Source organism: Mesorhizobium sp. M1A.F.Ca.ET.072.01.1.1 (genome assembly GCF_004023325.1).
In the GTDB taxonomy this organism is placed as follows: domain Bacteria; phylum Pseudomonadota; class Alphaproteobacteria; order Rhizobiales; family Rhizobiaceae; genus Mesorhizobium.
This window is the reverse complement of the sequence record NZ_RZSF01000232.1, coordinates 1-11,029: the sequence shown is the minus strand read 5'-3', so window position 1 is coordinate 11,029 and position 11,029 is coordinate 1. Positions and strand designations below refer to the sequence as shown.

Sequence of the window (11,029 nt, the reverse complement as noted above, 5' to 3'; positions counted from 1 at the left end):
GAGCAGGCCACCGATCAGCCACGGCAAAATCGATATCAGCATCTTGCACCCGAGCCCTACCGACGCACCTTACTCGCAACCGTGTCTGCCACAAGAGCCCCGCCTCGCGTGCGCATTGCGGCCGGCTGTCCGCCGCGTTATTTCAGGCCGCCTGCAGCCGGAGTGAGCCATGCCCGAAATCGTCACAGCCGCCATGCTCGTCATCGGCGACGAGATCCTCTCCGGCAGGACCAAGGACAAGAATATCGGCCATCTCGCCGATGTCATGACCGCGATCGGCATCGACCTGAAGGAAGTGCGCATCGTTCCCGACGAGGAGGACGAGATTGTCGCCGCCGCCAACGCGCTGCGCACCCGCTACACTCATGTCTTCACCACCGGCGGCATCGGCCCCACGCATGACGACATCACCGCCGATTCAATAGCCAAGGCCTTCGGCGTGCCTTGCGAATACGATGCCAGGGCTTACGCCATGTTGGAGGCAAGCTATGCCGAGCGCGGTATCGAATTCACCGAGGCGCGCAAGCGCATGGCGCGCATGCCGCGCGGCGCCGACCACATCGATAATCCGGTGTCGATCGCGCCGGGCTTCCGTATCGGCAACGTTCACGTGATGGCCGGTGTGCCGTCGATCTTCCAGGCGATGCTCGACAATGTCGTGCCGACGCTGAAGACCGGCACCAGGATGCTGTCGGCCACCGTGCACTGCCCGTTCGGCGAAGGCCTGATCGGCGGACCGCTGGCCGACATCCAAAAAGCGCATCCCCACACCATTATCGGCTCCTACCCGAAATATGGCGAGGGCAAATTCTGGACCGAGCTCGTCGTGCGCGCCCGCGACGAAGCGGCGCTAGAGGCCGCGCGCAAGGACGTTGCGGCCATGGTGGCGGGCCTGTCGGCCGCGAGCTGACCCCGGAACCAGAAGGCTCGCGCCGACGTTTCTGGCACGGCACTTTCGTTGCGGCCATTGATGCCGGTGGCGATCTTGGGCCGATAAATTTGAGGGATCTGCCATGCGCTTCAAGACGATCGTCGCCATTCTGCAGAACGAACAGGACGCCGAGCGCGTGCTCGATTGCGCCATCCCGCTTGCCGAGCGATTCGAAAGCCACCTCGTCGGCATCCACGCCGAAGCGCTTCCCGTCCCCTATACGTCGGCAACCGGTTTCCCCGACACCGAATTCCTGCAGGTCTCGGCCGAGATGAACAAGGAGCGCGCCGAGAAGCTGCAGGCGGCCTTTCTCAGGCGCGTGGAGGATTCCGACCTGTCCTTCGAGTGGCGGAGCCTCGAAAGCTTCTCCGGCGACAGCGCGCTGACCGGCATTTCGAGCGTGCGGGCGGCTGACCTGATTATCGCCGCGCAGCGCGACACCGGGGGCGATCCGGGCGCCGATGTCGATACGCTGGTCTACGATGCCGGCCGGCCGGTGCTTGTCGTTCCGCATGCCGGGCCGCTCGTCACCACCTTCAGGCGTGTGCTGCTGGCCTGGAACGGCAGTAAGGAGGCGGCTCGTGCAGCATTCGATGCCCTGCCCTTCATCAGCGAGGCGGACAAGACCGACATTCTCGTCATCGATCCGCCGGAAACGCTCGACGAGGCGCCCGAGGCGGCGGGCGCCGAGATCGCGGCTGCCTTGTCACGCCACGGCGCCAATGTCAGCGTTTCGGTGCAGAAATCGGGGGCAAGCTCGGTCGACGACATCATCCAGGAGAGGATCGCCGAATCCGGCGCCGATCTGCTGGTACTCGGCGCCTACAGCCACTCCTGGCTGCGACAGCTCCTGTTCGGCGGCGTCACCCGCACCGTGCTGCGCACGGCAAACGTGGCAGCCTTCCTGTCGAGATAAGCCTGTCTCCGCGAAGTGGGAATCGGGTTCGGGGGACAAGGACATGTACCAAATAGGAACTTGCAGCGCGTCGCCTGAACAGCGCGACGCGGTATAAGTACACAGCCATCCCTGGCGGCCACCTTGCCAAGGCCGGCGCTTTCCGGCTAATTCCGGCTGCATTCCATCGTTTCTGCGCGCTGCGGCGCGCGCTTGCGGAGTGCACGAACCATGTCCCTTCCCGAAAAAGCCTTTCCGGTCTCCTGGGACCAGTTCCACCGCGATGCCCGCGCGCTCGCCTGGCGGCTTTCCGGCACCAATAAAGGCCAGTGGAAGGCGATCGTCTGCATCACCCGAGGAGGCCTGGTGCCCGCCGCGATCATTTCGCGCGAGCTTGGCATCCGCGTCATCGAAACGGTCTGCGTCGCCTCCTATCACGACTACACCAGCCAGGGTCAGTTGCAGGTGCTGAAGGAGATCTCGCCTTCGCTTCTTGCCGATGACGGCGCGGGGGTACTCATCATCGACGACCTCACCGATACCGGCAAGACGGCCGGTATCGTGCGCGCCATGATGCCGAAGGCCCATTTCGCCACCGTCTATGCCAAGCCGAAGGGCAGGCCTCTGGTCGATACATTCGTCACCGAGGTCAGCCAGGACACCTGGATCTACTTCCCGTGGGACATGGGTTTCACCTATCAGAAGCCGATTGCCGACGATCACGCCGGCTGATCGTTGGAAGCTGCTGTTTCCGTCCAGCGCCCGCCCAAATCACTGTTTGCCGCATAGAGAAGGCTCTCGGGGAGAAGGCTCACGGGGCGATGTTTCTCGATTGCCTGGCCCTGGCCGGGTTAACCAACCCGAGTGAAGTTTTTTACTTTTATCGTCCACAATACGTCGTAAGATTCGTTTGATGGCAAATGATTCTAGAGGCTCGGGGCAGCTTCTACGATGTTGACGAGGCCAACGACGCACAACCAGATTGCCGAAAGAGTCCGACGACTCTTCGGCGCAGTGCCCTGCCGCCTGCAGGTTGCGGCCCTGCCTTGGCGCGAGAACGAAAACTGCGTCGAGATCATGCTGATCACCAGCCGCGATACCGGGCGCTGGGTGCTGCCGAAAGGCTGGCCGGAAGCCAGGGAGCCGCTTTGTGTAGCTGCCGCCCGCGAAGCGGGCGAGGAAGCGGGGTTGCACGGCACGGTCTCGCATCTCGAAGCCGGCCGCTATTTCTACGGCAAGGTCCTGGCATCCGGCGAGGAAGTGCCTTGCGAGGTCCTGGTGTTCCCGCTCAAGGTCGACCGCGTCGCGGACCGCTGGAAGGAAAAGCGCGCCCGCACCCGCAGATGGGTCGGCTCCGCCGAGGCCGCCCGCATGGTCAACGAGCCCGATCTTTGCCAGATCATTGCCTATTTCTGCGCCGATCCGCATAAATTCGCCTGAGTCATCGCTCAAATAACGCATATGTGACCCGACGAGCATGCCGCGCGTTGCGGTGCGCGAACATCGGTGCTTTGTGTGGTTAATGCAGTGCCGATTCGGCTAATGGCGTCGATCGATGACGAACTCCGCGCAACCACTTGAAGAAAACTCCGGCGAACACCGGCGCGAGCACCGCCAGCGCGTGCTCAAGGGCGCGACGATCATCACCGGTATCCAGAATTCCGAGGTCAGTTGCACGTTGCGCAATCAGAATATCGGTGGCGCCGAGCTGAAAGTCGCACCGGAATCACGCGTTCCCGATCGTTTCCTGCTCTACGTCCCGCTCGATGGCGTGGCGTATCGCGCGAAAGTCCGCTGGCGCCGCAACGACCGCGTGGGCGTCAAGTTCACCGGTACCGAGGCCAAGCCCAAGTTGCACTACGGCTGACGGTCGGTCCGCAAGGCGGGAAGGCACCCGGCCGAAGCCGGATGCCTTTCCTCAGGCGACCAGGCCTTTGGTGAGTTCGAGCGCCTGGCGCTCGAACAGCCGACGGTAGATACCACCGTTCAGCCGGATAAGCTCGTCGTGCGAGCCTTCCTCGATGATGCGGCCGCGGTCGAAAACCAGCAGCCGGTCGAGTGCCTGCACGGTCGAAAGCCGGTGTGCGATGACCAATGTCGTGCGCCCGACCATCAGCCGCTCCATCGCCTTCTGGATGAGCACCTCCGATTCGGAATCCAGGCTCGATGTCGCCTCGTCCAGGATCAGGATGCGCGCATCGGCCAGGAAGGCGCGCGCGATCGCCACGCGCTGGCGCTCGCCGCCCGACAATTTCACGCCGCGCTCGCCGACCAGGGTTCCGTAACCCTTGGGCAGATCGGCAATGAAGTCGTGCGCGCTGGCGAGCTTCGCGGCATGCTCGATCTCGGCCTGCGTTGCGCCCGGCCTGGCATAGGCGATGTTCTCGGCCAGCGACCGGTGAAACAGGATCGGCTCCTGCTGCACGATGGCGATCTGGCTGCGCAACGATGATTGCGCAACCTTCGAGATGTCCTGGCCGTCTATCAGGATCCGGCCCCCGTTCACGTCATAGAGGCGCTGGATCAGCTTGACGAACGTCGTCTTGCCCGATCCCGAATGACCGACCAGCCCGACGCGTTCACCCGCGGCGATCTCGACCGAGAAGTCGCGATAGAGCGGCAGCCTGTGATTGCCGTAATGGAACGTCACCTTGTCGAACGCAATGCTGCCGTCGGTGATCCGGATCGGAGCGGCACCGGGCCGGTCCTCGATGCCGAGCGGTTCGGACTGGAAGTCGACCAATTCCTCCATGTCGTTGATCGAGCGCTGCAGGTTGCGGATATGCGTGCCGATATCGCGCAGATAGCCCTGCAGGACAAAGAACGACGTCAAAACAAAAGCGATGTCGCCGGCACTCGCCTCGCCCCAGGCCCAAAGCATGAGCGCAAGGCCGATCACGGCCGCCCTCATCAAAAGCAGCATCGTGCCTTGCGCGGTGCCGTTGAACGTGCCGCGCACCCAGGTACGGCCCGTGCGCAGACGCCATTTGGCGACCACGCGGGCAAGCCGCGCTTCCTCGCGCGCCTCGGCGCCAAAACCCTTGACCACGGCATTGCAGCTCACCGCGTCGGCCAGCGCGCCGCCGAGGCGTGTATCCCAGCTGTTGGCGAGGCGTGCCGCCGGCGCGACGTAGCCAAGCGACAGCATGGCGGTGACGGCGATGAACATCACCGAGCCGATCGCGACCACCAACCCCATCATCGGCCAGAACCAGCCGAGCAGCAGCGTCGAGCCCACCAGCATGACGAACGACGGCAGCAGCGCGATCAGGATCGTGTCGTTGAGCAGGTCGAGCGCCCACATGCCACGCGTTATCTTGCGCACCGTCGAGCCGGCGAAGCTGTTGGCGTGCCAGTCCGTCGAGAAGCGCTGGACGCGGTGGAACGCGTCGGCGGCGATGTCCGACATCATCTTCAACGTCAGTTCGACAATCCCCATGAAGGCGGCGTTGCGCAGCACCACAGCCGCCAACGCCAGCGCCATCAGGATGGCGAACGCCGTCATTGCGGCGTGCCACGCAACCTCGTCGGCGCCGGCGCTGCTGGCGACCGCGTCGACCAGCCTGCCGGAATAGAGCGGCGTCAGCACGTCGGCCAGCGTCGAGAGCAGGAATGCGCCCATGATGAGCGACAGGCGCCACGGCTGGCGGCGCCAGTGGCCAAGCGTGAAGCCGAGCACGCTGCGAAAGGCGCTGGCGCGCAGATCTATTCTGAAACGAGCCATGATGTCATCCGGGCGCACAGAGGCCCGGTCCCGCTAAAATCAAATTGGAAAACCCGCGCCGGCGCCTTATGGCGCCCTTAAAACGGGGAGGTTCAGTATGGCTGGTCGCGCGCCCTCGGCGGCGACCGGCAGGAGCCAGATGCCTGCCTGCGGCTGGCCTTCCGAACGGAGTTCGGACGGCCGGTGCAGATCTAGGCTTCGCGGCCTCGCATAACGATGTCAAATCCTGCCATACGGTCCTCCCGAAAGGGAATCGCGGAAGCGCTTTTATAGAGGCGGCTCACCATCTCGCCAAGGCAGGGCGGCGCCAGGAGGGCGTCTTGACCGGCCACTGAGACGATTTTGCAACAATGGTGGGTTGCGCTGCCAAGAGCGCCGGTTCAGGCGAACAGCCTTGCGTTTCAGCGGACTAGCTGCGATCCCGGAACCTATTGGTGATCGGGTAGCGGCGGTCGCGGCCGAAATTCTTCTTCGTGATCTTTACGCCTGGGGCCGCCTGCCGGCGCTTGTACTCAGCAATGTAGAGCAGATGCTCGACGCGCGTCACCGTCGCCCGGTCGTGGCCGCGCGCGACGATGTCGTCGACGCCCATCTCGTGCTCGACCAGGCATTCGAGAATGTCGTCCAGCACCGGGTAAGGCGGCAGCGAATCCTGGTCGGTCTGGTTTTCGCGCAGCTCCGCCGACGGCGCCTTATCGATGATGTTCTTCGGAATGACCTCGCCCGATGGGCCGAGCGCCCCCGGCGGCACATGCGCGTTGCGCCAGCTAGCCAGCGCATAGACCTGCATCTTGTAGAGATCCTTGATCGGGTTGAAGCCGCCATTCATGTCGCCATAGAGGGTGGCGTAGCCGACCGACATCTCACTCTTGTTGCCGGTGGTGACGACCATCGAGCCGAACTTGTTCGAGATCGCCATCAGGATCGTGCCGCGCGCACGGCTCTGCAGGTTTTCCTCGGTGATACCTTCCTGAGTGCCCTCGAAGAGCTGGGTCAGCGCATGCCGGAAACCTTCGACCGGCTCGGAGATCGGCACGATGTCGTAACGGCAGCCGAGCGCGCGGGCGCAATCCTCGGCGTCCTTCAGCGAGTCCTTCGAGGTATAGCGATAGGGCATCATGACGGTGCGCAGCCGCTCCTCGCCAAGCGCGTCGACCGCCAGTGCAGCGCAGATCGCGGAGTCGATGCCGCCGGAGAGGCCGAGCACCACGTTCTTGAAGCCGTTCTTGTTCACGTAGTCGCGCAGGCCCAGCATGCAGGCCCGGTAGTCGGCCTCCTCCCGCTCCGGAATCTTCGACATTGGGCCTTCGGAACAGACCCAGATGCCATCCCTTCGCTTCCAGGTGGTGACGTCGACCGCTTCCTCGAACTGGCTCATCTGGAAGGCAAGCGTCTTGTCCGCGCCGATGGCGAAGGAGGCGCCGTCGAAGATGAGTTCGTCCTGGCCACCAAGCTGATTGGCGTAGATCATCGGCAATCCGCATTCGATGACCTGACGGATCACCACCTGGTGGCGGACGTCGATCTTGGCGCGGTAGTAGGGCGAGCCGTTCGGCACAAGCAGGATCTCGGCGCCGCTCTCGGCCAGCGTCTCGCAGACGGCGACTTCGCCCCAGATGTCCTCGCAGATCGGGACACCGATGCGCACCCCGCGGAAATTCACCGGCCCCTGCAGCTCCGGCCCGGCCTGGAAAACGCGCTTCTCGTCGAACTCGCCATAGTTCGGCAGGTCGAGCTTGTAGCGCTCGGCGATGATCTTGCCGCGATCGGCGAAGACGATGGAGTTATGCGTGCCGGTCCGGCGCTTCAGCGGCGTGCCGATGATGACGCCAGGACCGCCATCGGCGGTGTCGGCGGCGAAATCCTGCGCCGCCTTTTCGCAAGCCTTCAGGAAGGCCGGCTTCAGCACCAGGTCTTCCGGCGGATAGCCGGCGAGGAAGAGCTCCGTGTAAAGCACCAGATCGGCGCCCTGGCGGGCCGCATCCGCCCTTGCCTCGCGCGCCTTGGCGAGATTGCCGGCGACGTCGCCGACGGTCGGGTTGAGCTGGGCGACGGCAATGCGCAGTAGGTCGGGAGCGGTCTGGGTCATGAATTGGATTTAGCGTGGCGGCAATCGCCGGGCAATGGCGATTGCTTGTGCCACCCAGGACTGGCCGGCGAATGCCGGTCAAGTCCCGCTGCAGCCGCAGCGATCAGGCCTGCTCGCCCATATATTCGTGCAGCGTCTCCGGCGAATGGTTCTCGCCGATCGACATCGCCAGAATGCGCGAGATGTGCCGGCGCGGCAGCCCGGTCTCGGCGGACCATCGGTTGATCTGCGCCTGGATCTTGTCGAGATCCCGCTTCGAAGTCGGGCTTTCGGCGATGTCGAGACCGGCGTCGCGCAGCGCCGCCGCCATGTCGGCGGAAACAATGAAGGTGTCCCACTCCAGCCAGCGCAGAAAATACTGGCCGGTGTTGCCGCCGAGCCGGCTGCCATGCTTGCCGAGATAGGCGGTCAGCCCGACCTGGTCGTCGGCCGGCCAGTCGGCCAGGAACTTGCCGAAGCCGCCATGTTCCTTCGAGACGCGGTCGACGAAAGCCGCGTTGTCGCGCACGGATTTGATCTTTTGCGGGTTGCGCACGATGCGCTTGTCGGACGCCAGCTCGTGCCAGAAGTCGTCCGGCTGGAACAGGAGCCGCTTCGGCTCGAAGCCAAGGAACGCCTCCTCGAAACCAGGCCATTTCTGCTCGATCACCCGCCAGACGAAACCGGCGGCAAAGATGCGCTCGGCCATGGTGGAGAGGATGCGGTCGTCATGAACTTTCGCCAAGGCCGCGTTGTCGGGCATGGGTCCGAGCAGCGACGCCAGCGCCTCTTCACCGCCCTTGCGTTTTGCCGCCCGGGCACGAATTTGCTGGAAGTCGGCCATTTCCGCCCTCGCCTGCTCCGACCAATCTATCACTTCCCGTCAGGCTCGGTAGCCTCTACCTCTATAAGCAATTCCAGGAAAAGTGCGCAGCGGTTTTCCGTCCGGAATTGCGTGAGATAAGTGAGCAATCTCAGGAAAAACGCGCAGCGGTTACCATCCGGATTCTTGGAAACGCGGGCCTGACGACGGAGAGGACGATGAACAAGACGGTCGAGGATCTGTCGAACCGCTGGCTGAAACGACAGCCGGACGGTCTCTCTCCTCTAGAGAGCCGCGTGCTCAAGTCGACGCTGGAACGCACCACCATCACTAGGGACACCAACAAGGCAGTCGCCTTTCATCAGAGCTATGGCGATCGCGTTGCCGACACGATCGCCCGTATCGGCGGCTCATGGTCCTTCATTCTGGGCTTCATCGCCTTTCTGGTGCTGTGGACCTTTGGCAATGTCTGGCTCTTGTCGCGGAACGCCTTCGATCCCTATCCCTTCATCTTCCTCAACCTCGTGCTCTCGATGGTCGCCGCCTTGCAAGCACCGGTGATCATGATGTCGCAGAACCGCCAGACCGAGCGTGACCGCATCGACGCCGCCCATGACTATGAGGTCAACCTGAAGGCCGAGATCGAGATCATGGCGCTGCATGAGAAGCTCGACGAACTGCGCCACAGTGAGCTCATCGGCATCCGCGACGAGATCCTGCGCATGGCCGAGCAGATCAGGCGGATCGACGAAAAGCTGTCGGCGCGGTCGGCGGGCTGATGACCGAGGCCATCCATCGTCTCATCGAGCAATACGGGTTGATCGCGGTCTTCCTCGGTTGCGTCGCCGAGGGCGAAAGCGCTGCCATCCTCGGCGGCTTCTTCGCCCATCAGCACATATTCGTGCTCTGGCAGGCTTTCCTGGCCGCCTTTCTCGGCGCCTTCGCCGGCGACACGGCTTTCTTCACCCTCGGCCGCAGCTTTGCCGATCATCCCTATGTCGTCAGGCTGCGCAGGCGGCCGGGTTTTCGCCGCGCCTACCGGCTGCTCAACACCCACCCCAACATCTTCGTGCTGACGAACCGCTACATCTACGGAATGCGCCTTGTCGGCGGCATCGCCGCAGGGCTGTCGACCGTGTCGGTGCCGCGCTTCGTCATCCTGAACGCCATCTCGTCGGCCGTCTGGGCAACCCTCTTCGGCACCCTCGGCTATGTCTTCGGGCTTGGGGCGGAGCGCATGGTCGGCCAGGCATTTGCCCGCCATGAACGCGTGCTCGTCGCCCTCGCCGTCGGCATCGCTGTGGCCGTCCTCGCCGGGCTGGTTGCCCGCCACTTTGCCGGAAGGGAGCGCGCAAAGGACGCAAAAGAGGATCAGGCCGAATCCTAAGCTGTCGGACCGATGCCTCCCGGTCAGATCGGCGCGCCGATGATGCGCTCGATGATGGCAATGCCCCACACGGCGCCCGCGATCACGATCGAAATCAGCACCGCCAGCGAGCCGCAGTCCTTGGCGAGTTGGATGTCGATGTGGAACTCGCGGGAGATCGCGTCGCACGCCGCCTCGATGCCTGTGTTCAGCACCTCGACCAGGATCATCAGCAGAACCGCGCCGATCAGCAAGGCGTAGCCGCGCCAGGATACCGAGATGAACCAGCCGGCCGGCAGAGCGAGCGCAAGCAGCATCAACTCCTGCTGGAACGCCTTTTCGTGAGCAGCCAGCTTGCGGAAAGCCCGCACCGAATTGATGAAAGCGTCGATCAGCCGCTGCATGCCCAGCCCCGTTTCGAATCACCGTGAGGGGATATCGCAACAGCCGGGTCAAGGGAATAAGGCAGGCGGCCCAAAAGTCACTCGACCGCGACCTTTATCGACGGCGTCGACTTGTCGAACTGCGGCAGGCCGTCGTCGATTGCATAATAGTCGCCCTTGTCGCCGACGAAGATGTGGCTTTCGGCCGAAAGCCCGGTCGGCTTGTCGAACGAGCCGGCCATGATGGAGATCGTGTCGAGCTCGTTGTGCTTCCAGAACAGCACCGAGCCGCAGCTGCGGCAAAAGCCGCGTTTCGCAATGTCGGACGCGCCGTACCAAGCAAGCGCGTCGGCCCCCTCGATGTCGATGTCGGCGTCCCTCGAAGAAGTCGCTGCAACGAAATGGCCGGTTTGCTTGCGGCACTGCGAGCAGTGGCAATAGACCACTCCGCGCAGCGCTCCTCTCGTCGTGAAGCGCACCGCTCCGCACAGGCACGATCCAGTGTGATTTTCCCCCATCCCGGCCTCCTTCAACGCCATTCACCTCGAGCGCGCCGGACAAGATTCCAGTTTTGCGCTCGTCCGGCGCAGGCAAATGCGACACCGAAGCGGCGCGTTTCAAAAGCTGCGCCTGCACCGCAGTGCAACCTGAAGCAGCAAAAACGGTCTGGAAACGCCCGCCATTAAGGAAACTTTAGCGCAGCTGCATTTATGGTTCCTGCAGGCGATGGTCGTGTTGGGGACGCGGCCTAGCATCGCAATTCTGATTCGATCCCCATATTGGCGGCTCCCGGCGGTGGCAGGTCTCCGGTCGCGCACTGAAGGGGGTAGTGAACAGAC

12 protein-coding genes are annotated in these 11,029 nt (G+C 63.5%); 7 read left to right on the top strand and 5 right to left on the bottom strand.

Going from position 1 to position 11,029, the window contains the following annotated elements; all coding sequences use genetic code 11:
• The first annotated feature begins 169 nt into the window (after window positions 1-169).
• From EOA32_RS25930 to EOA32_RS25910, 5 genes are all read left to right on the top strand, one after another.
• Window positions 170-910 carry a competence/damage-inducible protein A gene (locus EOA32_RS25930; protein ID WP_128373232.1) on the top strand — a complete coding sequence of 247 codons (741 nt, stop codon included), beginning with the start codon at window positions 170-172 and terminating at the stop codon, window positions 908-910.
• 103 nt (window positions 911-1,013) lie between these two features.
• Window positions 1,014-1,847, top strand: a complete 834-nt coding sequence (locus tag EOA32_RS25925; RefSeq protein ID WP_128373231.1) for a universal stress protein — start codon at window positions 1,014-1,016, stop codon at window positions 1,845-1,847.
• Between the two features lie 210 nt (window positions 1,848-2,057).
• Entirely contained in the window at window positions 2,058-2,558 is a 501-nt protein-coding gene (gpt, locus tag EOA32_RS25920) for a xanthine phosphoribosyltransferase (protein WP_066998919.1), read from the top strand.
• Window positions 2,559-2,777: 219 nt separating this feature from the next.
• A complete protein-coding gene (locus tag EOA32_RS25915; RefSeq protein WP_128373230.1) occupies window positions 2,778-3,266 on the top strand; it encodes an NUDIX hydrolase in 489 nt (162 codons plus the stop codon).
• 115 nt (window positions 3,267-3,381) lie between these two features.
• Window positions 3,382-3,693, top strand: a complete 312-nt coding sequence (locus EOA32_RS25910; protein WP_128373229.1) for a PilZ domain-containing protein — start codon at window positions 3,382-3,384, stop codon at window positions 3,691-3,693.
• A gap of 51 nt (window positions 3,694-3,744) precedes the next feature.
• Here EOA32_RS25910 and EOA32_RS25905 read toward each other — a convergent pair whose 3' ends face one another.
• From EOA32_RS25905 to EOA32_RS25895, 3 genes are all read right to left on the bottom strand, one after another.
• Window positions 3,745-5,550: an ABC transporter ATP-binding protein gene (locus tag EOA32_RS25905; RefSeq protein WP_128373228.1), complete on the bottom strand. Its 1,806-nt coding sequence runs from the start codon at window positions 5,548-5,550 to the stop codon at window positions 3,745-3,747.
• A 409-nt stretch (window positions 5,551-5,959) separates the two neighbouring features.
• Window positions 5,960-7,639 (bottom strand): NAD+ synthase, encoded by a 1,680-nt coding sequence (locus EOA32_RS25900; RefSeq protein ID WP_128373227.1) that lies wholly within the window; start codon window positions 7,637-7,639, stop codon window positions 5,960-5,962.
• A gap of 103 nt (window positions 7,640-7,742) precedes the next feature.
• On the bottom strand, window positions 7,743-8,462 hold the full coding sequence (locus EOA32_RS25895; protein WP_128373226.1) for a DNA-3-methyladenine glycosylase I: 720 nt from the start codon (window positions 8,460-8,462) through the stop codon (window positions 7,743-7,745).
• A 197-nt stretch (window positions 8,463-8,659) separates the two neighbouring features.
• Between EOA32_RS25895 and EOA32_RS25890 the strand changes: the two genes are divergently transcribed.
• On the top strand, window positions 8,660-9,220 hold the full coding sequence (locus EOA32_RS25890) for a DUF1003 domain-containing protein (protein WP_128373225.1): 561 nt from the start codon (window positions 8,660-8,662) through the stop codon (window positions 9,218-9,220).
• Entirely contained in the window at window positions 9,220-9,828 is a 609-nt protein-coding gene (locus EOA32_RS25885) for a DedA family protein (RefSeq protein WP_128373224.1), read from the top strand. The genes EOA32_RS25890 and EOA32_RS25885 overlap by 1 nt, the downstream gene beginning before the upstream one ends.
• A 23-nt stretch (window positions 9,829-9,851) precedes the next feature.
• Here EOA32_RS25885 and EOA32_RS25880 read toward each other — a convergent pair whose 3' ends face one another.
• Entirely contained in the window at window positions 9,852-10,211 is a 360-nt protein-coding gene (locus tag EOA32_RS25880) for a diacylglycerol kinase (protein ID WP_095829936.1), read from the bottom strand.
• A 77-nt stretch (window positions 10,212-10,288) separates the two neighbouring features.
• Window positions 10,289-10,708: a GFA family protein gene (locus EOA32_RS25875; protein ID WP_095779305.1), complete on the bottom strand. Its 420-nt coding sequence runs from the start codon at window positions 10,706-10,708 to the stop codon at window positions 10,289-10,291.
• Between the last annotated feature and the right edge of the window lie 321 nt (window positions 10,709-11,029).

Excerpts from the sequence above, each read along its gene's own strand:
- EOA32_RS25930 (WP_128373232.1), top strand. The coding sequence starts at position 170 with ATGCCCGAAATCGTCACAGCCGCCATGCTCGTCATCGGCGACGAGATC.
- EOA32_RS25925 (WP_128373231.1), top strand. The coding sequence starts at position 1,014 with ATGCGCTTCAAGACGATCGTCGCCATTCTGCAGAACGAACAGGACGCC.
- gpt (WP_066998919.1), top strand. The coding sequence starts at position 2,058 with ATGTCCCTTCCCGAAAAAGCCTTTCCGGTCTCCTGGGACCAGTTCCAC.
- EOA32_RS25915 (WP_128373230.1), top strand. The coding sequence starts at position 2,778 with ATGTTGACGAGGCCAACGACGCACAACCAGATTGCCGAAAGAGTCCGA.
- EOA32_RS25910 (WP_128373229.1), top strand. The coding sequence starts at position 3,382 with ATGACGAACTCCGCGCAACCACTTGAAGAAAACTCCGGCGAACACCGG.
- EOA32_RS25905 (WP_128373228.1), bottom strand. The coding sequence starts at position 5,550 with ATGGCTCGTTTCAGAATAGATCTGCGCGCCAGCGCCTTTCGCAGCGTG.
- EOA32_RS25900 (WP_128373227.1), bottom strand. The coding sequence starts at position 7,639 with ATGACCCAGACCGCTCCCGACCTACTGCGCATTGCCGTCGCCCAGCTC.
- EOA32_RS25895 (WP_128373226.1), bottom strand. The coding sequence starts at position 8,462 with ATGGCCGACTTCCAGCAAATTCGTGCCCGGGCGGCAAAACGCAAGGGC.
- EOA32_RS25890 (WP_128373225.1), top strand. The coding sequence starts at position 8,660 with ATGAACAAGACGGTCGAGGATCTGTCGAACCGCTGGCTGAAACGACAG.
- EOA32_RS25885 (WP_128373224.1), top strand. The coding sequence starts at position 9,220 with ATGACCGAGGCCATCCATCGTCTCATCGAGCAATACGGGTTGATCGCG.
- EOA32_RS25880 (WP_095829936.1), bottom strand. The coding sequence starts at position 10,211 with ATGCAGCGGCTGATCGACGCTTTCATCAATTCGGTGCGGGCTTTCCGC.
- EOA32_RS25875 (WP_095779305.1), bottom strand. The coding sequence starts at position 10,708 with ATGGGGGAAAATCACACTGGATCGTGCCTGTGCGGAGCGGTGCGCTTC.